Source organism: Acidisphaera sp. S103, assembly GCF_009765975.1.
Classification (GTDB): Bacteria; Pseudomonadota; Alphaproteobacteria; order Acetobacterales; family Acetobacteraceae; genus Rhodopila.
Window position 1 is genome coordinate 40929 of the sequence record NZ_LMUJ01000013.1, and the last position, 20509, is coordinate 61437.

The 20509-nt window shown below is 63.8% G+C and carries 16 protein-coding genes; 4 read left to right on the forward strand and 12 right to left on the reverse strand.

Annotated elements, in window-relative coordinates; translation table 11 throughout:
- Positions 1 to 714 (reverse strand): NAD(P)-dependent oxidoreductase (locus GSQ89_RS00855; protein WP_158921045.1); only part of this gene is annotated, 714 nt, incomplete at its 3' end.
- Between the two features lie 42 nt (positions 715 to 756).
- Positions 757 to 1977: an MFS transporter gene (locus tag GSQ89_RS00860; RefSeq protein ID WP_254073021.1), complete on the reverse strand. Its 1221-nt coding sequence runs from the start codon at positions 1975 to 1977 to the stop codon at positions 757 to 759.
- A gap of 647 nt (positions 1978 to 2624) precedes the next feature.
- On the opposite strand from GSQ89_RS00860, the gene GSQ89_RS00865 reads away from it, so the two are divergent.
- Complete coding sequence (locus GSQ89_RS00865; RefSeq protein WP_158921049.1) at positions 2625 to 4361, forward strand: PQQ-dependent sugar dehydrogenase; 1737 nt, start codon at positions 2625 to 2627, stop codon at positions 4359 to 4361.
- A 55-nt stretch (positions 4362 to 4416) separates the two neighbouring features.
- On the opposite strand, the gene GSQ89_RS00870 is transcribed toward GSQ89_RS00865, so the two are convergent.
- Positions 4417 to 5724 (reverse strand): sorbosone dehydrogenase family protein, encoded by a 1308-nt coding sequence (locus GSQ89_RS00870; RefSeq protein WP_158921051.1) that lies wholly within the window; start codon positions 5722 to 5724, stop codon positions 4417 to 4419.
- A gap of 165 nt (positions 5725 to 5889) precedes the next feature.
- Between GSQ89_RS00870 and GSQ89_RS00875 the strand changes: the two genes are divergently transcribed.
- Positions 5890 to 7248 (forward strand): MmgE/PrpD family protein, encoded by a 1359-nt coding sequence (locus tag GSQ89_RS00875; protein ID WP_158921053.1) that lies wholly within the window; start codon positions 5890 to 5892, stop codon positions 7246 to 7248.
- 99 nt (positions 7249 to 7347) lie between these two features.
- Here GSQ89_RS00875 and GSQ89_RS00880 read toward each other — a convergent pair whose 3' ends face one another.
- The 7 genes from GSQ89_RS00880 to GSQ89_RS00910 all read right to left on the reverse strand — a co-directional run bounded on the left by GSQ89_RS00880 (position 7348) and on the right by GSQ89_RS00910 (position 14799).
- Positions 7348 to 8082, reverse strand: a complete 735-nt coding sequence (locus GSQ89_RS00880; protein WP_158921055.1) for an ABC transporter permease — start codon at positions 8080 to 8082, stop codon at positions 7348 to 7350.
- Positions 8082 to 8849, reverse strand: coding sequence for an ABC transporter permease (locus tag GSQ89_RS00885; RefSeq protein ID WP_158921056.1), 768 nt, complete (start codon positions 8847 to 8849; stop codon positions 8082 to 8084). Before GSQ89_RS00885 ends, GSQ89_RS00880 begins: the two co-directional genes overlap by 1 nt.
- Positions 8842 to 9648, reverse strand: coding sequence for an ABC transporter ATP-binding protein (locus GSQ89_RS00890; RefSeq protein WP_158921058.1), 807 nt, complete (start codon positions 9646 to 9648; stop codon positions 8842 to 8844). The genes GSQ89_RS00885 and GSQ89_RS00890 overlap by 8 nt, the downstream gene beginning before the upstream one ends.
- Entirely contained in the window at positions 9645 to 10697 is a 1053-nt protein-coding gene (locus GSQ89_RS00895) for an ABC transporter substrate-binding protein (protein WP_158921060.1), read from the reverse strand. Before GSQ89_RS00895 ends, GSQ89_RS00890 begins: the two co-directional genes overlap by 4 nt.
- Positions 10698 to 10890: 193 nt before the next feature.
- Positions 10891 to 11271 carry a hypothetical protein gene (locus GSQ89_RS00900; protein ID WP_158921062.1) on the reverse strand — a complete coding sequence of 127 codons (381 nt, stop codon included), beginning with the start codon at positions 11269 to 11271 and terminating at the stop codon, positions 10891 to 10893.
- A gap of 6 nt (positions 11272 to 11277) precedes the next feature.
- Positions 11278 to 12912 carry a tyrosinase family protein gene (locus GSQ89_RS00905; RefSeq protein WP_158921064.1) on the reverse strand — a complete coding sequence of 545 codons (1635 nt, stop codon included), beginning with the start codon at positions 12910 to 12912 and terminating at the stop codon, positions 11278 to 11280.
- A 504-nt stretch (positions 12913 to 13416) separates the two neighbouring features.
- Positions 13417 to 14799, reverse strand: coding sequence for an aminotransferase (locus GSQ89_RS00910; protein ID WP_158921066.1), 1383 nt, complete (start codon positions 14797 to 14799; stop codon positions 13417 to 13419).
- A gap of 39 nt (positions 14800 to 14838) precedes the next feature.
- On the opposite strand from GSQ89_RS00910, the gene GSQ89_RS00915 reads away from it, so the two are divergent.
- Positions 14839 to 16158 (forward strand): CoA transferase, encoded by a 1320-nt coding sequence (locus tag GSQ89_RS00915; protein ID WP_254073022.1) that lies wholly within the window; start codon positions 14839 to 14841, stop codon positions 16156 to 16158.
- A 63-nt stretch (positions 16159 to 16221) separates the two neighbouring features.
- Complete coding sequence (locus GSQ89_RS00920) at positions 16222 to 17832, forward strand: acyl-CoA dehydrogenase family protein (RefSeq protein ID WP_158921187.1); 1611 nt, start codon at positions 16222 to 16224, stop codon at positions 17830 to 17832.
- 273 nt (positions 17833 to 18105) lie between these two features.
- On the opposite strand, the gene GSQ89_RS00925 is transcribed toward GSQ89_RS00920, so the two are convergent.
- Together GSQ89_RS00925 and GSQ89_RS00930 are read right to left on the reverse strand one after the other, a co-directional pair.
- On the reverse strand, positions 18106 to 18948 hold the full coding sequence (locus GSQ89_RS00925) for an enoyl-CoA hydratase/isomerase family protein (protein WP_158921068.1): 843 nt from the start codon (positions 18946 to 18948) through the stop codon (positions 18106 to 18108).
- Between the two features lie 12 nt (positions 18949 to 18960).
- Positions 18961 to 20202 (reverse strand): serine hydrolase, encoded by a 1242-nt coding sequence (locus GSQ89_RS00930; protein ID WP_158921070.1) that lies wholly within the window; start codon positions 20200 to 20202, stop codon positions 18961 to 18963.
- Positions 20203 to 20509: the final 307 nt, after the last annotated feature.

The window sequence follows — 20509 nt, forward strand, 5'->3', positions numbered from 1 at the left end:
TTCGCGATGGTCCTCGGCGTTGTCGCTCGGCTGGTAGCCGATGACGGCCCAGTTGGGATCGTGGGTTTTGAGGCGGGTGTTGTTGGAATAGCCGTTGACCACCATGCAGCCGGGATCGGGGTAGCGCAGCGACACGTCGACCAGATGCGCGACGTCCCTCGGGCTGAGCCACGTGGCGAGTGAGCGCTGGTCGATCGGCAGGGTGCGATAGGTGCCGATGCGCAGCGAGACCGATCTTATGTCGTGACGATCGTAGTAGTTGCGCAGCATGGTCTCACCCAGAACCTTGAACACACCGTACAGGCTGTCAGGGCGGGGCGGCAACACGGGCGAAACGGATTCGGTGATGGGGTAGCAGCCGAAGGCATGGTTACTGCTGGCGAAGACGATGCGTTCGACGCCGGCGAGCCTCGCTGATTCGAAGACGTCGAACAGGCCGCGGGCGTTGACGCGGAACAACGATTCCAGGTCGTAATTGCCGATCATGCCGGCCAGGTGGACGACGGCTTTCACGCCCTGCATCATGTTCTCGATGGCGGGGCGGTCAGTGACGTCGGCGACGATGGCCTCTTCGTTGTTGGTCAGGTTCTGGATCGGCTTGATGTCGGTCAGGCGCAGATGGCGCCAGTGGGCGCGCAGGCCGTCACGCAGCGCGGTGCCAATGGCACCGGCGGCGCCGGTGATCAGGATGCGGTCGGTCTCCGGATTGATCATGGATGTTCTCCTTTGACGAAACCGTAGCAGATCGGAGCCGATTTATCGAACGGCGCGGGCGCGCAGGCGAGGGCCCTCGATATTCGGCAGGAAAGCAGTCAGCAGCCCGATCACCGGCAGGACGGAGCATACCCGGTAAACGAACTCGATGCTTGTCCAGTCGGCCAATGCACCCAGCACCGCGGCCCCCACGCCGCCCATGCCGAAGGCGAAGCCGAAGAACAGGCCGGAGACCATGCCGACACGGCCGGGCATCAGTTCCTGGGCGTAGACGACGATCGCCGAGAAGGCCGAGGACAGCACCAGCCCGATGATGACGCTGAGGCAGATCGTTCCGGTCAAGCCGACATAGGGCAACACCAGCGTGAACGGCAGGACGCCCAGGATGGAGCACCAGATGACCAGCCGGCGGCCGAACCGGTCGCCGATCGGCCCGCCGATCACGGTGCCGGCCGCCGCGGCGGCGAGGAAGACGAACAGGTCGATCTGCGCGGCCTGGGTCGACAGTTGGAAGTGGTGCATCAGGTAGAAGATGTAGTAGCTGGTGATACTGGCCAGATAAAAATACTTGGAGAAGATCAGCGTCAGCAGGACGGTGATCGCCTGTCCGACCTGGCGGCTGGACAAAGAGGCATGCCGGGTGGGGGCCTTGCGGCTGGGTGCGCGTGCGTGGCCGTTGCTCTTGTACCAGTGGCCCAGCATCGTCAGGATGCCCATGCCACCGAGTGCCGCCAGCGCGAACCAGGCGATGCTGCCTCGCCCGTGCGGCAGGATGAAAAACGCCGCCAGCAGCGGTGCCAGCGACTGGCCAAAATTGCCGCCGACCTGGAACACGGATTGCGCCAGGCCGTGTTGGCCTCCGGATGCCAGACGCGCGATGCGGGATGATTCGGGATGGAAGATGGACGAGCCCATGCCCAGCAGCCCCGCCCCGAGCAGCAGGAAGGCGTAGCTGGGTGCGAGCGACAGAGTCACCAGCCCGATCAGCGTGAGTCCCATGCCGACCGGCAGCGAGTAGGGTTGCGGCCGGCGATCGGTGTAAAGGCCGATCACGGGCTGCAGCAGCGAGGCGATGATCTGGTAGGTCAGGGTCAACAGTCCGATCTGCCCGAAGCTGAGATCGAAGCCACCTTTCAGGATGGGATAGATCGCCGGCAGCAGCGCCTGCATCATATCGTTGAGGAAGTGGCAAAAACTGATCGCCCCCAGGACGGGAAACACGGCTGTGCTTGTCTTGGACGGGACCGCGATGGTCTGACTCACTGAACGACACCTTTCCTCGCCCCACTGGACATGTCCGGCGGAGATTTCGCAGCGTACGACGACAGATAGATTAGGTGCGGGAACGAAACCCACGCGGCGCAGCATACGAGAATCGGCCGGGTGCCGAAACCCCCGATAGGCTCCGCGGACGCATCGTTGCCATGCGTACGAAAATTCACGCGGCCGGGCTTCGGACTCGTGGCGAAATAATCGTATCGTTTGGCGAGCACCGCCAACCTTCCGTCGTCATGGCGGGCGAAGGGCCGCCATCCACGACTTGTTTGTGCGGGCCTCAGAAAAGGCGTGGATGGCAGGCCTGTGCCTGCCGTGACGGGATTGGGCGACATTGCCGATATCGAAGCACTTGTTGATCAACGGCCTTTAGTCCGGTCTCGTTATAAATTTCCAGCCATGAAGGGTGCATAAATTCAATTTTATGGCGAGACAATCCGGCATCCCACGCGGGCGTGTGTTTTGCTTTTCTTCCATTCCACGCTATGGTGTTGCGAGCACGGCGCCTGGCAACACGCCGGCATGGGTATTTTATTGCGCGTTGCCGCCGGACCACGATTTTGTGATCGGCCTCGACAAGAAGCGAAATCGCGACCACTTCGACAGAAAAAGCGTTAGGAGGGCGGAACGTGCGCATGAAGTTCATACAAATGGCTTCGGGGGCGATCCTTGCGGGATCGATGTTGGCGACCCTGCCCTCGAGTGGCGTCGCGCAATCGGCGGCCAATGGCTGTCCCGGAGACAATGGCGGCATTACCCTGTCGCCGGGGTTCTGCGCGACGATTTTCGCCGATAAGCTGGGGCATCCGCGGCATCTGGTGGTTGCTCCCGATGGGGTGGTCTATGCCAACACCTGGAGCGGGCGGTATTACCACAACGATGCGCTGCCGCCGGGCGGGTTCCTGATCGCGCTGCGCGACACGAAGCATAGCGGGCAGGCGGACGAGGTCGTGCGGTTCGGACCGACCGCGGCGGACGGCGATCACGGCGGGACCGGCATCGCGATCTACAAGGATTACATCTACGCCGAAACGAATGACAAGATCGTTCGCTATCCGCTGCCGAAGAGCGGGATCGCGCCGACGGGCAACGCGGAGATAGTGGTGTCCGGTCTGCCGCTGACCGGCGATCATCCGATGCATCCCATCGCGATCGACAAGCAGGGCAATATGTATGTGGACCTGGGGTCGGCGACGAATGCCTGCCAGCCGCAGAACCGCATTCCGCATGTGCCGGGGACCCAGCCGTGCACGGAGAAGGAAACCCGAGCGGGGACCTGGCAGTATGACGCGAACAAGCTGGATCAGCATTTCTCGGCGGCGGATCGTTTTTCCACCGGTTTGCGTAACGGTGAGGGGATTTCCTTCGATTCCGCCGGACGGGTTTTCGCGACCCAGCACGGGCGGGACCAATTGTTCGAGAATTGGCCGGAACATTACACGCAGCCGCAGGGCGCCAACAACCCAGCCGAGGAGCTGGTCGAGTTGCGGCGCGGGGCGGATTTCGGCTGGCCGGAATGCTACTATGACTACGACCAGAAGAAGCTGGTGCTGGCGCCGGAATATGGCGGCGACGGCGGCAAGAAGATTGGCGTCTGTGCGCAGCGGCAGGAGCCCGTGGCGGCATTCCCGGGGCACTGGGCGCCCAATGATATGCTGATCTATGAAGGGTCGCAGTTCCCGTCGGCGTATAAGGACGGGGCGTTTATCGCCTTCCACGGGTCGTGGAACCGGGCGCCGGCGCCTCAGGGCGGTTATAATGTCGTGTTCCAGCCGTTGGCGGACGGAAAAGCCTCCGGCCCGTTCGTGGTGTTCGCCGATGGGTTTGCTGGCGCCATCAAGGAACCCGGCCAAGCGGCGCATCGGCCTACGGGGCTGGCGATTGCGCCGGATGGATCGATGTATATTGCTGACGACAAGGGCGGGCGGATTTGGCACGTCACGTATCATGGCAACAAGGCCAGCGGGATCGCGGTGGCGGCGGCCTCTCCGCCCAGCGGCCAGGCTGCGGGTTCGGGGAATGCGACGGCGCCGGAAGACTACAGCACGCTGCCGACCCCGCCGGGTGGGTCACCTGACCAGGTGCAGCTTGGCGACCGGATTTTCCACGGACAGGTTGCCGGGGGGACATGCACTGGATGCCATGGGACCGATGGGAAGGGCTCCGCGCTTGGGTCCGACCTGACCAGTGGCAAGTGGCTGTGGGGGGATGGCAGCGTCCAGGCGATCGTCAAGACGATCAACGACGGCGTGCCGAAGCCGAAGGACCATACGGGTGCGATGCCGCCGAAGGGGGGTGCGCAGCTGTCCGAGGCTGATGTCACCGCGGTGGCGGATTACGTTTGGGCGATCGGCCATCGCAAGGCGCATTAAGATCCGGGTCAGCCCATCATTGTCCCGGTGCCGGGCCATGATGGGCTGAAAGTCGCTATCGATCGCCGGTCACGCGCCAGATCACATCGCCCACGTCGTCGGCCATGAGCACGGCGCCGTCGGGACCGATCGTGACACCGACCGGACGCCCGTAGGACACTTTTTCATCCGGGGCGAGGAAGCCGGACAGAATATCGCGCGCCGGGCCGGACGGGCGGCCGTTCTGGAACGGCACGAAGACCATCTTGTAGCCGCTGAGCGTGCTGCGGTTCCACGAGCCATGCTGGCCGATGGCCATGCCGTCCGGAAAGCCGGGCAGCGTGCCGGCGGGCAGCCAGCACAGACCCAGCGACGCGGTGTGCCCGCCCAGCGCGTAGTCCGGCGTGAGGGCTGTTGCGACCGCGGCCGCGTCTTGCGGCACCCGGTCGTCCACCGTTTGCCCCCAGTAGCAGTAGGGCCAGCCGTAGAAGCCTCCGTCACGCACCGAGGTCAGATAGTCGGGCGGGGTCTCGTCGCCCAGGCCGTCGCGTTCGTTGACAACCGTCCACAGAGCCCCGGTGGTGGGCTCCCACGCCATGCCCACAGGGTTGCGCAGGCCGCCGGCGAAGGTGCGGCCGTTGCCTGTGGCGAGATCCAGCTCGTAGATGAGGGCTCGGCCTTCCTCGGCTTCCACGCCATTGTCGCCGATGTTGCTGGAGGAGCCGACGCCGACGTAGAGCTTCGTGCCGTCGTGGCTTGGCAGCAGGCTGCGGGTCCAGTGGCCGCCGGGCTTGAACGTGGTCAGCCTGCGGCCGGGTCCGGTGATACGGGTGGCGCCCGGCGTGTAGGGAAAGGCGACCACGCCGTCGGTGTTGCCGACGTAGAACGTGTTGTTCAGCATCGCCATGCCGAACGGCTGGTTCAGGTTTTCCAGGAATACCTCCTGGATTTCGGCGACGCCGTCGCCATCGGCGTCGCGCAGCAGGGTGATGCGGTTGGCGCTGACGCCCACGGCACCGGCGCGCTTCATCGTCGCGGTCATGGCATAGTCGAAGATATTCCGCATGACGGCGCGGGGGACGTTGGAGGACTCGGCGACCAGCACATCGCCGTTGGGCAGTATGTGGATCCAGCGCGGATGCTTGAGACCGGTGGCGAAGGCGTTGACCTTCAGCCCCGGCGCCGCGACGGGTTTCTGGTTCGGCGCCCAACCCTGGGCGGTGGGCATCTTGAGTGTCGGGATGGCGCCCTGCGGCTTCGCGACGGGGATCGCGGGGGCGCTGCCCCATGCCGGTTGGGGCGTGCCGCCCGAGGTTCGTCGTATCCAGAGCGCTATAGCGCCAATCACCGCGACCACGCGGGCGAAAATGCTCGAGAAGCTCATTTGCGACATTTCTCCATGGTTATGCACATGGTAGCCGAGGCCAGCCCGGGTTGAAACCGAGCATGTGGAGATTGCTAATGGGAACGAACGCTGCATGATGGGACATGGCCGACGGACCGGGGGACTGGTTCCGATAATATAACGACATGGCGGAAGGAAACGATGATGACCGTTGCTCGTGATCTTGCGGATTTCCTGGTGGGAACATCCACGGAGGATCTGCCGCCGCAGGCCATGCGGCATGCCGCCATGATCATCGCCAGCACCATCGCCAGTGCGGCGTACGGTACCCAAATCCAGTCCGCACGCATTATCCGCGACCTGACCCGTGAGCAGGGCGGACGGCCCGATGCGTCGTTATGGTTCGATGCCGGGGCAAGGTTGCCTGTTGCCGAGGTGGCTCGGGCGAATGCCATGCTCAGTGACGCGGCGGCGTCCGACGACAGCGACCTGCGCAACATCGTCCATGCGGGCACGCCGCTGACCGCCACGGCGCTGGCGTTCGCGGAGCGTATCGGTGCCACCGGCCAGGATGTGCTGACCGCCATTGTGCTGGGCTACGAAGCCGCCGGGCGGATCAGTGAGGCGATCACGCCCGGCTTTCGTGCGCGGGGATTTCATGGCTGCCTCGGCGCGGTGTTCGCGGCCGCGGTCGCGGCGTCGCGTTTGTTGCGCCTGAGCGCCGAACAGACGGCACAGTCGATCGCGATCGCGGCGACCTCGATCGGTGGCCTGGCAACGGCGGCCGATACCAGCGTGGCGCGCGAATATCATGCCGGTCTTGCGGCGCAGCTTGGTGTCAACGCGGCACTGGCGGCGCAACGCGGCTATCTGGCGGAAGAACGCATTCTGGAAACGTTTCAGGGCTTCTTCGAGGCATTCGGCGGCGTGGATGGGGCGACAGCTGCCGGCGTCGCGACCCGCGATCTGGGCCAGAGCTGGGATATCGTGACCGACATGGCGATCAAGCTGGTGCCGGGTGGCCATCCTTACCATGCATTCGGGGAGGCGGGCGCCAACGCGGCGCGGGATGGCAACATCGCCGCATCCGACGTCGATACCATCACCATCTGCCGCCCGGGCTTCACCAAATTGAGCGGACCGCTGCATCCCACCGACCTGATCGGCATGGCGCACAGCCCGGCCTATTTCGTTGCCGCGGGCGTTGCCGACCATGCGTTTTCCTGGGTGCATGCGAGCGATGCCAAGATCGCCGATCCGGTGATCCATGGGCTGATCGACAAGGTCCGCGTCGGTGCGCAGCCGACCGAGGACGCCGCCCGCTACAGGCAGGGTGCAACCGTTACCATTCGGACCCGGGACGGACGGACGTCGACGAGCACGGTGTTTTTGCCGAAAGGGGCGGGGGCTCTCGGGATCGCCTGGGACGATATCGATGCGAAGTATCGCACGCTGGTTCCGGCGGCCGGCCTGCCCGCGGACAAGATTGAGGCCAGCCTGGCCTTGATCCATGATTTCCACCGGGTCACCGACGTTTCGTCGCTGACCGGTCTGTTACGTTAGAGCGCTTACAAGCTGACTGTGAACAGTCAGCGCGCTCTAACTCTTTGCTTGATCGCGTGATTCACGCCCTGTTGGCGTTCCGCCCAGGGCGACCACGCTCTAGCGCCGAGCCAATGTTCCGACGCGGCGGAGGACGACGTCGAGGCATCCGACGATGGTCATGACGACGGCGAGACCGGCGAAAACCTGTGTCATATCCAGCATTTCCTTGCCGTAGACGATCAGGTAGCCAAGTCCGCTGTCGGAACCCAGATACTCGCCGATGACCGCGGCGGCGAAGGCATAGCCCACGGCCAGCCGCAGCCCGGCGACGATCCAGCCGATCGCCTGTGGCAGATGCACGTGCCACAGCAAGGCCAATCCCCGGCCTCCGAGGATCCTTGCATTCGCAACCAGCAATCCGCTGCCGGAACGGATGCCGGAATAGACCCCGAAAAAGATGAAGAAGAACACGACCGAGGCCGCCAACACCACCTTCGACGACAGGCCGAACCCGAACCAGGCGATCAGCAGCGGCGCGAACGCCAGCCGTGGCAGCGCATTGCCTACCGTCATCAACGGCAGAAGCGCTCGGCTGATAGCGTTGTTGAGTCCGCAGGCCAGGCCGAACACGGCGCCCAGAACGGAGCCTATGACAAGGCCCAGCAGGGCTTCCTGCGCCGTGATCCAGACATTTTCCGCCAGATCTCCGCTGGCGATCCATTCCCAGATCAGACTCACCACCGCCACGGGGCTGCTGATGAAGAACCGGTCGCCCAGGCCAATGGCGGGCAGAAATTGCCACAGTGCCAGAAGCGCGACGCTGACCAGCACACGTTCGATAACGACGCGCATCAGAACACGCGCCAGTGGGAGCCGCGCCGTTCCAGCGGGGCCAGCACCAGGAAATCCACGATGACCACGATCGCGGCGGCGAAAAACAGGCCGGCCATGATCCAGTCGGGTTTTACCGCGGACTGGCCGGCTGCGACGATCCAGCCGAGGCCCTCGGTGGCACCGAGCAACTCGCAGACGATCGCGGCGGTGAAGGCGTGGCCGATGCTGTTGCGCATCGCACTGACGATCCAGACCAGGGCCGCCGGAATGTAGACGTGGCGCGCCAGGTCGCGCTGATTGGCGCCCATCACCCTGGCATTGTCGACAATGGTGCGATCGACTTCCTTCAAGCCGGTGTACAGATTCAGCAGCGTAATGGCGAATACCGCCAGCAGCACCAGCATCATTTTCGACAGCAGGCCGATGCCGAACAGCAGCACCGCGAACGGCGCCAGGATCGCGCGCGGGGCGGCGTTCAGCACCACCACCATCGGATCGCACAGTTCCGCCACGCGGGGAAAGAAGAAAAAGCCGAACGCGACCGCCATCCCCGCCAGTGTGCCGGCAGTGTAGCCGACCACCACCTCGATCACGGTGACCTCCACGTGGCGGAGGATGAAACCGGTGCGTATCCAGTCCCATATCAGGGCAGCGACCGTGGTGGGGCGGCTGAGGTAGCGGGGGTCGGCGAGGCCGAAATCGGTCGCCCCTTGCCATGCCAGCAACAGCATAATCAGGATCAGCCAGGGGCTGGCCGCCCCCAGGACTTGGCGTAGCCTAGCCATGCGCCCGTTGCGCCGCGTAGCTTCGGGCCACTTCTTCGCGCAATGCCTCCCAGATTTCCTCGTGCAGCGCGCGAAAACGTTCTTCGAAACGAATCTCGTTGACGTTGCGCGGGCGGCCCAGGTCGATCTGAAATTCCTTTTTCACCCGTCCCGGGTTGGACGTCAGCACGACCACGCGGTCGGCGAGCGCGATGGCTTCCTCCAGATCGTGGGTGACGAACAGCACCGTCTTGCGGTTCTGCCGCCACAGTTCCAGCAACTCATTCTCCATCAGGTTGCGGGTTTGCACGTCCAGGGCGGAGAAGGGTTCGTCCATCAGCAGAATGCGAGGGCCATAGACGAAGGTCGCGGCCAGGGCGACGCGCTTGCGCATGCCGCCGGACAGTTGGTGGGGAAAGTTTCGTTCGAAACCAGACAGTCCCACGCGCGACAGCCAATCGCGCGCGAGGGCGGCGTGATCGCCGGGCAGGCGGCGGAATACCAGTGGCAGTTCCACGTTGGCCTGCACGGTCTTCCACGGCAGCAGGGCGTCCTTCTGGAACAGGTAGCCCACGTCCTGGCGCACCGTATTCCGGACTCGTTCGCCATCGATACTGATCAGGCCCTCGGTCGGGGTGTCCAGCCCGGAGATCAGATTGAGCAAGGTCGACTTGCCGCAGCCGGAGGGGCCGACAACGGCAACGAATTCGCCTTCATTCACCGTCAGGTCGATGTCCTGCACGGCGGTGAACTCGGCGCGGCCAGACTGGGACGGGAAGCGCCTGGCGATATGGTCGAGCACGATCAGCGGGTCGGTCATGCCCCGGCCTGGACGGCGTGGATGAACCGGTTGTCGATCATGTCCGCCGGTTCTATTCCGCCTTTGCCGAGTTTCAGGTCGGTCATGTCCTTGATCATGGCGACCACTGTCGACAGCGGTATTTCGCCGTCGGGCGCGAATGCCTTGGCGGTCAGGTCGATGGCGCCAACCAGGCTGTCCACCTGGAATTCCGCCGGCAGGATTTTCGCGACGGTTTCCGGCGGGGTGGCGCGGACCGTCTTGATTGCCTTGCGCACCGCGGCGGTCACCTTCAGCACCACGAAGGGTTCCTGTTCGCAGTAGGCGTGCGAGGTCAGCATCCCCGGTCCCAGGTAAGGATGGCCGTAGATTTGGTCGACAGCTTTTTCCGAGGTGACATCCTGCAGCAGCACGGCGCTGCCTTCCTGGATCAGTTGCGTGCCGGTCATCACCGATGTGGTCAGCACATCCACGCGCTTCTCACGCATCGCCGGCAGGAAGCCGGTGCTGCCGCCGACGCCCAGCCATTTCACGGCGCTTTGCTCGACGCCGAAGTATTTGGCGACGCGCAGCGACACCACATGGCTGGCGGACCCGAAGCTGGTGAAGCCCCAGGACAGGCCTTTGACGTCCTTGACGCTTTTGACCGTGTTGGCGAGGTCTTTGCGCACGACGACCAGGAACACGGGTGTGGGCAGGATGTTGTCGATCAGAACCACGTCGCGTCCCTGGCTGTGTGCTCGGACCGCGTTCTCGAAATAGCCGTGCGCCATGTCGACCCGGCCGCTTGCCAGGGCCAGCAGCCATTCGCTGCCGCCGCCGAACGGTGTGACCTCTACGGTGATGCCGTCAGCCTTCAAGGCATCGAAATATCCGGCATATTTGGCATACCAGACCGCGAGGTGGGTGACGTCGGCCACCCCGCCCACGGCGAGCCTGACGGTGCGGGTTTGTCCGGCCGGCAAGGGCGCGGGATGAAAGTCCTGCGCCAGGGCGTGGCGGGCGATCAACCCGGCGGGCAGCAGGCTGAGGAGCGTGCGGCGGCGTAACGATTGTCCGCTGATGAGCATCGGCCTTTTCCCTTATTGGTGGGTTGGCATCGTGGCGGCCGTTATGGAATTTGTGATATACGTCATGTTCGTCCCCAGCTTATTTTCTTGCCTGAATGGTAGGGCCAGCCTGGAGGCAGAGTCCACCCGTGCGGGCGATCGGTGAGGATCGGATACGTTGCAGAAAGCGGCGCGTTTTGCGATTGGGGGGTGCTTAGTGCGCCGCACTGGTAACGATCAGCTTCACGCCGAGCACTTCCTGTGCGGTGGGCGTGCGCGGTGCCGCGCCGGTGCCGGTCAGTGACAGCCGCACGGACACGCGGCCGTCGCGGATCGCGTCCGTCGGCAAAGGCAGCGTGTACGTTCCGGCGTCCTGTCCGATACGCACGCCGAAGGGGGAAATGGCGCCCAGTTCCTGGCCGGCGGCGGTTGTAACATCGACCTCCTGCCCGCGGCCGATTGGACCGAGCTGGACCTGGAGCCAGGCGGTCTCACCTGTGCGGAGCGGATGCGGTAGGACGAGCGTCAGGTCCTGTGCCGACGCCGCGTGGCCGGTCAGCGCCAGTAGCGCGACAGCGATGACGGCCGGACGCATCGCTTCCTATGGCGCCCCCACCGAAACGGCCTTGAGCACCGGTGCGTGCTCACCCTGTCCCTGGGACGGCACGACACGGATTGTCAGCGTGGCATTGTTTGTTGCGCCCAGCGCGGTGAACGCACGCAGCGTCTTGGGCAGCGGGACGGTGAACGTCGCGTCGGCCGACATATTCATGCCGGGTCTCATGGCGCCGAAGAAGGCGATGGTGCCGGCGTAGTAAGGACTGTCGGCCGCGACTTGGGTGACGCCGGCGGGCGCATTGATCAGAACATCGAATTCCCGGGCGGTGGACGTGCCGCTGGGGCGGGGTAGGGTGACTTCCGCCACCAGCGGCCGCGCGAGCGTGTCGGCGAGATGGCTTTGGATCGTTGCGCGCGGCATCACGACCGATCCGACATTGGCCTTCACGCTGCCGTTGACGGGCGGTGCGGCTTTCCTGGCCGTCAGCGCGGCGGTTGGCGGCTGGATAAGCTCTTCGCCAAAACCGGGTGCGTAATCATAGTCGAACACATCGGTACTGAAATAATCCCCCGCCTTGCTTGGGCCCACATAATTGCCCTTGCCGTCGACGTAGAACAGAAACGGCTCCTCCGCGAGGGTTTTGAGGTCCTGGCCGGTGGGAAGATAGGGCAGGTTGAGGCGCTTCTGCTTACGCGTCCATACGTCCCACAACCGATCCATGTTCGCATGGTGCAGGTAGAAGATCGGATCGACCGGCGACAGGAAGTTGGTCATGCTGCCATAGGGTCCCGGATCGAGTGGTCCCACCCCCCCGATGCAGTTGTGGACTTTGTTGTGAGGGAAGCCTTCCAGCACCGAAAACTTGGTCGATCCGTTCGGCTGCGTATTGTGCGACGGCGTTTTCGAACTGGTGAAGCTCTGTTCGTTGTCGGGGTTGTAGAAATCCGTCGGCTGCAGACCTGACTTTATGATGAACGGCGATACGTCATAGGTCGTTTTGGGGTCGAGTTTGGGATTGTCGCGTGACAGATAGCGTGCGGCGCAGGTGGTCGCGAATGCCTCATTCCCGGAAATGCCGGCCTGGGCGGACGCGCTGTAGCCTGTCACGTCGTTCCAGAGATCGTCGAATACCTTGTAGCCCCTGGCGTCCTGCTGGGCATGCTGCGCGGACGACAGGTTGTTCCAATAGCTGGTGAGTGTCGGTTTGATGAACGAGGTGAAGAGCGCCAGGTTGCCGGTATAGGGCTCGAACGCCTTGGCGGTGGGCGTCAGCACGCCGTCGAACATCCCACCCGGTATTTGCGGAAGCTGGGTCCAGTCCCAATAGGGCATGGCAAAGCTGTCGTCGCCGCTCAAGGCCCGAATGGTGCGTTCAAAGTAGCCGACATAGCCGCGATGCCAGACATAGAACCACCAGTTGCCGTGCGGGCAATCCATCAGATGGATGAAGGCGTTGCGGAACCAGTTCTGCGGATGATCGGGCGGCAATTTGAGCATCGCTTCCACGCCTTTGGCATAGCTGGCGAGCATCTTCTGGCCCTGGGGGGTGGTGACGTTGTAGCGGGTGTATTTCGCGGCCGCCCGCGCCGGCGCGATGGGCAACGCCGCGACACCGGCGGCGACGCTGGCTGTGGTCAGAAAATCGCGGCGTGTGCAATGAAAACGAGCCTTGCGCATCTTCGTCCCCTGAAGGTTCCAGGGGCAGTATGGAGGTTGGGAAACGCAACCACAAGTAGAAAAACTTGGTGTTCCACAATTTGCTGCGTATACGGATCAAGTGGGGTCTTGTGGCTCGCCGGGAAATAAGCGGATCGTCCGGCGAGTGCCCCCGGTCGTGCATCGTCTTGGCGAGTGCAAGGCCGCCATCCATGCCTTGCAGTGTGGGTCTCGGAAAAAGGCGTGGATGGCGGGCCTTCGCCCGCCATGACGGGATTGGGCGACGGTGCCGCCACCGAAGCACTTGTTTGTCCACGAAGCACTTGTTTGTCCACGAAGCCTTGCGCGTACTGCACGCCGTGGTTTGAGATTCGGCCTTCCTGTGTTTCCGGTTCGGCGTTCGCGGGCGGGTTCGGCCAACGTTGCCGAACCCGTATCGTGCGTGGGCCTGCCGGATCGGCCATAGAGTATGTTTGAGAGGGCGATTCACGTTTGAGGTTGAAGTCAACCTCAAACGATCGCGCTCTAACCGAGATCGAGCGTTGCCAAAGCGCGATCCAGCGTTTCTACGATACGGTCGCATTCGGTTCGGGTTATCACCAGGGGCGGGCACAGGGTAATCGTGTTGCCGTAACGACGTCCGCCACCGCCGCGCCCGACAAGCAGGCCGTTGTCACGGCAGAACTCGACGACAGCGGCGATCTGTGCCGGGGTCACCGGTTCCTTCGTCGTCCGGTCCTTCACCAGCTCCACACCCAGAAGCAGACCCTTGCCGCGCACATCGCCGACGATCATGTGCCGCTTCAAGGTGGTCAGCCCATCGAGCAGGTAGGCGCCGATTTCAGCGGAACGTTCCGTGAGCCGTTCCGCTTCCAAGATTTCGATATTGCGTAGCGCGACCGCGGCGGCGGCAGGATGGCCACCATAGGTGTTGACCTGGCCGACCTGACGGTTTTCCGCCGTATCGCCGTAGAAACTGTCGAACACGTTGTTCTTCACCACGGTTGCCGCGATCGGCAGATAGGCGCTGGAGATACCCTTGGCGATCGCGATAATGTCGGGCGAGACGCCGTAGTGCTGATGCGCGAACATTTTGCCGGTGCGGCCGAAGCCGTTGATCACCTCATCGACGTGCAACAGGATGCCGTATTTGCGGCACAGGTTTTCGACTTCCGGCAGGTATTCATCGGGCGGCACCGCGACGCCGACGCCGCTCATGATCGGTTCCACGATGACTTCGGCTACTGTTTCGGGTCCCTCACCCAGGATCGTGGTTTCCATGTTCTTGACGCAGGCCAAACCGCAGCTTGGGTAGGTCAGGCCAAACGGGCAGCGATAGCAGTACGGGTGCGCGACATGGACGAAATCGCCAGAGAACGGCTCAAACTTCGCCTTGCGTTCGCCCATGCCGCCGGCATCCAGGGTGGCCAGCGTCGTGCCATGATAGGCGAAATAGCGGCTTATGGTCTTGAAACGATATTCGGCCGGATATTCGTGTTTCATGTACTGCCGAGCGATCTTGAAGCCGGCTTCGTTCGCCTCGGAACCGGAGTTGACGAAGTAGGTATGGTAGCCCCCGCCCATCAGTCCGTTGATCTTGTCGGCCAGTCCGGCGGCGGGCAGGTTCATCGCGGTATGCGGGAAGTAGGACAGTTGCCGCATCTGTTCGGCGGCCACGTCGGCGAGTTCGGTGCGGCCATACCCGATATTCACGCACCACAGCCCGGCCATGGCGTCGAGGTAGCTTGTGCCATCGGCGTCGAAGACCGTGGAACCCTGTCCGCCGGTGACGACCATCTGCTTGGTTTCCAGCGCTTTATGCTGGACGATCGGGTGCATGACGCTTTTCAGGTCCTGCTGCACCACGGCTTGGCGGATCGCGGGGTCGGGGGCGTTGGTCAGTGACATGTCTGCCTCTTCTGCTTGCTTGGCCGGCGGGATCCTACCATGACGATCGTGATAGTGACCAATGCCGGCCGATCGGGTACGCATGCGCCGTTACGGCCCGATGGCCGCTGCACGGAAACCACATTACCGGAAACCGAACCTATGCCTGGCATTCTGAGCGACCTGCGTATCGTCGAGGTGTCCGCCTTTATCGCGGCACCGCTGGGCGGGATGACGCTCGCGCAACTCGGCGCCGACGTCATCCGGATCGACCCGATCGGCGGCAACATCGATGCCAAGCGGTGGCCGGTGGCGCCGGACGGCACCAGCCTGTACTGGGCCAGCCTGAACAAGCGCAAGCGGTCGGTCTGCCTTGCCCTCAACACGCCGGAAGGGCAGGAAATCGCCCAGTCGCTGATCCGTGCCCCTGGGGCGAACGCTGGAATTCTGCTGACGAACCTGCCGGCGGGGAAATGGATGGGCTATGACGTGCTGAGGCAGGGCCGCGAAGACCTGATCGTCCTGCGCCTGACCGGCAATCCAGATGGCAGCGCGGCGATCGACTATACGGTGAACTGCGCCGGGGGTTTCCCGCTGGCGACCGGCCGTGGCGAAGAGCCGGTCAATCATGTGCTGCCAGCCTGGGATATCACCGCCGGGCTGTATCTCGCGACCGGGCTGCTGGCGGCGGAGCGTGCCAGGAAAGGCTCCGGACATGGCCAGGAGGTGACGCTGGCGTTGTCGGACGTCATGCTGGCCTCTGTCGCCAACCTTGGCTACGTCGCCGACGTGCAGGTCAACAACGTCGTGCGCCCGCCGCTGGGCAATGACCTGTACGGGGCGTTCGGCCGGGATTTCGGCACATCCGACGGCCGACGCGTGATGCTGGCGGCGATTTCCAACCGGCAATGGCGCGCCATCGGCAAGGCCACCGGCCTGACGGACCGGCTGGAGATGATCGGTCCGATGATGGGTGTGGACATGGACACCGAGGGTGGCCGCTTCGAGGCGCGCAAAGCCATCGCGGCCGTGCTGGAGCCGTGGTTCGCTCATCGCACCCTGGCCGAGATTCGTGCCGCGCTGGACGGTAGCGGCGTTCTTTGGGGGCCGTACCAGGATTTCGGTCAGATGGTGCATGAGGACCCGCGCTGTTCCCTGACGAACCCGATGTTCGGGGAGATCGATCAGCCTGGCGCCGGCCGCATCATGGCGAATGCCTCGCCGCTTGGGTTCAGCGCCGATGTCCGCCCGCCGCCGGCCCGCGCGCCGCGTCTTGGCGAGCACACCGAAGCGGTGCTTGCGGAAGTGCTTGGGCTGTCGTCAGCCCAGTACGGGCGACTGTACGACGCCGGCGTCGTTGCCGGCCCCAGCGATCGTTAGGAGACAGCGCGCGTGTCAAATTCACCGGATGCCCTTGCGCTGCTGGACCTCTGCGGCACCGCCATGACGCTGGCGGAGCAGTTGGTGGAGGCCTCGCGGCATGCCGTTGCCTTGCTGGTGACCGAGGACGGCAAGCCAAATGCGGCGCTGATCGACACGCACCAACTGGCGGCGCATGGCTTCGCCTGGCAGGCGACCTATATCGAGGCGCTGCGCCAGACGTTGGGGTGGGCGCGTGGCCTGCATGCGGCCGGCGGGTTCACCGATGTCGAGGCGGCGATCCTGCGGCTGGGTTTCGCCGAATATGTGTCGCAGCTCGCGGGCGGCATTCCGATCAGCCAGACCGAAATGATCCGTCCCACAGATATCGGCGTGCCGGCGCAGGCGGTCCTGGGGCTGCTGACGCATCCCGAACTGGCGCGGCTGTCCGACCCGTCCGCGTTGAACGCCGCCCGGCAGTGCCTGGCGGCCGCGGCGATCGATGGCCGGTTCGGCGATGTCGGGATCGCCGACGAGACCATTGCCGCCATCCGTGAGCAGTTCCTGCGCTACGCGGCGACCGAGATCGCGCCGCATGCCCAGGGCTGGCATCAGCGCGATGAGCTGATTCCGATCGGTGTCGTTCAGCAACTGGCCGAAATGGGGGTTTTCGGCCTGACGGTGCGTGAGGAAGACGGCGGTTCGGGCCTGGGTAAGATCGCGATGTGCGTTGTCTCCGAGGCGCTCAGCGGTGGCTATATCGGCGTCGGTTCTTTGGGCACGCGGGCGGAGATCGCGGCGGAGCTAATCGGGATCGCGGGGACGCCGGAGCAGAAAACCCGGTGGCTGCCGGCGATCGCCTCCGGCGCGATATTGCCGACGGCGGTTTTTACCGAACCGAACACCGGGTCCGATCTGGGCAGCCTGCGGACTCGCGCGGTGCGGGAGGGGGATCATTATCTGGTGACCGGGGCGAAGACCTGGATTACCCACGGATCGCGGTCCGATCTGATGACATTGCTGGTTCGTACCGATCCGGCGGCGCCCGGCTATCGCGGCCTGTCGATGCTGCTGGCGGAAAAGCCGCGCGGCACTGACGGTGATCCGTTCCCGGCCGCCGGCATGACCGGCAGCGAGATCCCGGTGCTGGGCTATCGCGGGATGAAAGAGTACGAGATCGGCTTCGAGAACTTCAAGGTCCCGGTTGCCAATTTGCTGGGTGGTGTCGAGGGCCAGGGATTCAAGCAGTTGATGGAGACGTTCGAGAGCGCTCGCATCCAGACCGGCGCCCGAGCGTTGGGGGTGGCGCAGAATGCGCTGGAACTCGGTTCGGCTTACGCCCGGGACCGGAACCAGTTCGGCAAGGCGATCATCGGGTTCCCGCGTGTCGCCAACAAGATCGCCTGGATGGTGACGGAGACGATGCTGGCCCGTCAGTTGACGTATTTTGCCGCCAGGCAGAAGGACGGCGGCCAGCGTTGCGACATCGAGGCCGGGATGGCGAAATTGCTGGCTGCCCGGGTGGCGTTTTCCAACGCGGACAGTGCGCTGCAGGTGCATGGCGGGAATGGCTATGCGATCGAATACCCGATCAGCCGGGTGTTGTGCGATGCGCGTATTCTCTCGATCTTCGAGGGGGCTGCCGAGATTCAGGCCCAGGTGATCGCTCGCGGATTGATGGGGCGGCTGAATTGATCCCGACGCGTCATGGGGCGGTCCATGACGCGGGTCGAATCGTACCTACGGACGTTGACGTTGGTACATGAGCGTCGTCATGGGCCGGCGAAGTGCGGTCCAGCGCCTTACTGGGGCGGATGGCCCGGACTTCGCCGGGCCATGACGTGGGAGGCGGGCCATGACGCGGGAGGCAGGTCGTGGCGCGGGAGGCGGGCCATGACGTGGGAGGCGGGTCATGGCGCGGGAGGCCGGCCCGGGGGCGGCAAGGGACGGGCCGTGACGCGGGTCGAATCAGTTTCCTTTGAACTGGGGCTTGCGTTTTTCGACGAAGGCCTTGCGGGCTTCCTTCGCATCATCGGAATGTTGCAAAATCGGACTGGCGTTGGAGGTCAGCACCATCGTTGCCTCCATGGTGGTGTCCAGCGATGTGCGCATGATGCGCTTGCTGATCCACTGCACCAGCGGCGGCCGAGCGATGATTTTGGCACAAAGTTCGCGGGTGGTTTCTTCGAGTTTGTCGGCGGGGACCAGGTGGTTGAGCATGCCCCATTCGTAAGCTCGCTGGGCTGTCAGTTCGCCGGTGTAAGCAAATTCCAGCGCTCGGCCCAGGCCGACCATTTTCGGCAGGTAGTATGATCCGCCGTTCTCGATGATCTGGCCGGCGTTGTGGTATCCGATGAAACGGGTTTGGTCGCAGCCGATACGGATGTCGCAGTGCAGTGCCATGTCCATGCCGGATCCGACCGCCGGGCCGTTGATCATGGCGATCGTCGGTTTGCGGATCTTGGCGATGTCGAGGTGGAGCTGGGTGAAGCCGTGAAAGAAGTGCTGCCGCGTGCCGTCCAGGCCTTCATGCGCACTGCGGTTGCCGGGAAAGTTCTCCCCGGCATCGCCTCTGTTCGAACCAAGGTTCGCGCCCGCACAGAACGCTCGGCCGACGCCGGTCAGGATGATGACGCGGACGTTGGGATCGTCGTCGGCTGCCCGCATGTATTCGCCGACCTTGGCGACGGTACTGTTTTCCTCGGCGGTGCCGACCAGGGCGTTCAGCCGTTCCGGGCGGTTGAATTTGATCCAGAGGATGCCGTTGTCCTCGGGTTCATACAGCAGGTGATCGACCAGTTTCGGTCCCATTGTCGGTTTCCTTTATGCGAACGATTCGGTCATGGCCGCGTAGACCAGGGTGCGCAGGTCACGGCGTAGCGTCAGGCGGACGTCGCTGCCGATGACCTGGGTCATGAAGACGACGGCGAGATCCTCCCTGGGGTCGATCCAGAAAGCGGTGGACGCGGCACCGCCCCAGAAGAATTCTCCCGTCGTGCCGGGCAGGCGGGTCTTGGCGACATCGATGTTGACCCCGCAGCCGATAGAGAAGCCGACACCGGAATAGCCGGATTCGGAGAAATTGCCCGGTGGCGCCATGTCGGCCAGTTCCCGGTTGCCGGGCAGGTGGTTCAGGCTGAACAGCGCGACGGTCTTGGGGCTGAGGATCTGGACGCCGTCGAGCGTGCCTCCGTTCAGCATCATGCGGCAGAAACGCATGTAATCGTGCGCGGTGGAAACGAGGCCGCCGCCGCCGGATTCCAGGTTGGGCGGCCTGGCGTAAGTGCTGTTGCCGGCGTCGTCCTGTAGTTTGATCCCGCCGCCTTCCTTGGGCTGGTAGCAGGAAGTGAAACGATCTTGTTTCTCGGGTGGGCACCAGAAGGCGGTGTCGGTCATACCGAGCGGCTGGAACAGATGGGTGCGGAGGTATTCGCCGAAGGTCATGCCACTGAGTTTTTGGACCAGATAGCCCATGACATCGATCGATACGGAGTAGTTCCATTGTGTGCCGGGGGAGAATTCCAGCGGCAGGGTGGATAGCTGCTGAATCATGGCATCCAGGCCGCCTTCCGTGGTCAGGGCAGCGACACCGAGGTGGCGGTAGGCGGCATCGACGCTTGTGCGGTTCATGAAGCCGTAGGTGAGGCCGGAGGTATGGGTGACGAGGTCGACGACCTTCATAGGGCGGATCGGCGGGGTGGTGATGAAGGACGGCGCGCTGGCGACCAGGGATGCGACGCCGGTGGCGTAGACGCCGAGGTTCTTCCAGGATGGGATGTGGGTGGCGACGTCGTCGTCGAGGCCGATCAGGCCTTGCTCCAGCAGCATCATGAGGGCGACGGCGGTGATGGGCTTGCTCATGGAATAGATGCGGAAGATGGCGTCTTCCCGCATGGGCTTGCGGCGTTCGAGGTCGATATGGCCGGCCATGCCGGTGTGGACCAGGGTGCCTCGGCGGTAGATCTGAGTGAGGATGCCGGGCAGGCGGCCGGTTTCGACGTATTTGGACGCCATAATGTGATCGAGACGGGCCAGGCGATCGGCGGACAGGCCGGATTGGGTCATGAGGGGTGCGTCCCTGGGTGGTTTGTTGAGGTAGTAACCGGGGAGGGCAGGGGGTTTGTCAAATGGGCCGGTTGCCGCCCTGCGCGGCAAACGCGGCGAGATTGCCCTGAGTCCACGATTCGTAATGCCGCCTATCGACGCGAAATAATCGCTCCAGGGGAAGCACCGCTACTTGATACCGTCATGATGGGCGCAGACCCACTATTGATGCTTTTTCCAAGATCAGCACTTGAAGGCGTGGATGGTGGGCCTGCGCCCACCATGACGACGAGAGGCCAACGCCCTGTGTTTTGAGGATTCGGTTATT

Bases quoted from the DNA above. Each gene is read 5' to 3' on its own strand.
- GSQ89_RS00865 (WP_158921049.1), top strand. From the start codon at position 2,625: ATGAAGTTCATACAAATGGCTTCGGGGGCGATCCTTGCGGGATCGATG.
- GSQ89_RS00870 (WP_158921051.1), bottom strand. From the start codon at position 5,724: ATGAGCTTCTCGAGCATTTTCGCCCGCGTGGTCGCGGTGATTGGCGCT.
- GSQ89_RS00875 (WP_158921053.1), top strand. From the start codon at position 5,890: ATGACCGTTGCTCGTGATCTTGCGGATTTCCTGGTGGGAACATCCACG.
- GSQ89_RS00880 (WP_158921055.1), bottom strand. From the start codon at position 8,082: ATGCGCGTCGTTATCGAACGTGTGCTGGTCAGCGTCGCGCTTCTGGCA.
- GSQ89_RS00885 (WP_158921056.1), bottom strand. From the start codon at position 8,849: ATGGCTAGGCTACGCCAAGTCCTGGGGGCGGCCAGCCCCTGGCTGATC.
- GSQ89_RS00890 (WP_158921058.1), bottom strand. From the start codon at position 9,648: ATGACCGACCCGCTGATCGTGCTCGACCATATCGCCAGGCGCTTCCCG.
- GSQ89_RS00895 (WP_158921060.1), bottom strand. From the start codon at position 10,697: ATGCTCATCAGCGGACAATCGTTACGCCGCCGCACGCTCCTCAGCCTG.
- GSQ89_RS00900 (WP_158921062.1), bottom strand. From the start codon at position 11,271: ATGCGTCCGGCCGTCATCGCTGTCGCGCTACTGGCGCTGACCGGCCAC.
- GSQ89_RS00905 (WP_158921064.1), bottom strand. From the start codon at position 12,912: ATGCGCAAGGCTCGTTTTCATTGCACACGCCGCGATTTTCTGACCACA.
- GSQ89_RS00910 (WP_158921066.1), bottom strand. From the start codon at position 14,799: ATGTCACTGACCAACGCCCCCGACCCCGCGATCCGCCAAGCCGTGGTG.
- GSQ89_RS00915 (WP_254073022.1), top strand. From the start codon at position 14,839: ATGACGATCGTGATAGTGACCAATGCCGGCCGATCGGGTACGCATGCG.
- GSQ89_RS00920 (WP_158921187.1), top strand. From the start codon at position 16,222: ATGACGCTGGCGGAGCAGTTGGTGGAGGCCTCGCGGCATGCCGTTGCC.
- GSQ89_RS00925 (WP_158921068.1), bottom strand. From the start codon at position 18,948: ATGGGACCGAAACTGGTCGATCACCTGCTGTATGAACCCGAGGACAAC.
- GSQ89_RS00930 (WP_158921070.1), bottom strand. From the start codon at position 20,202: ATGACCCAATCCGGCCTGTCCGCCGATCGCCTGGCCCGTCTCGATCAC.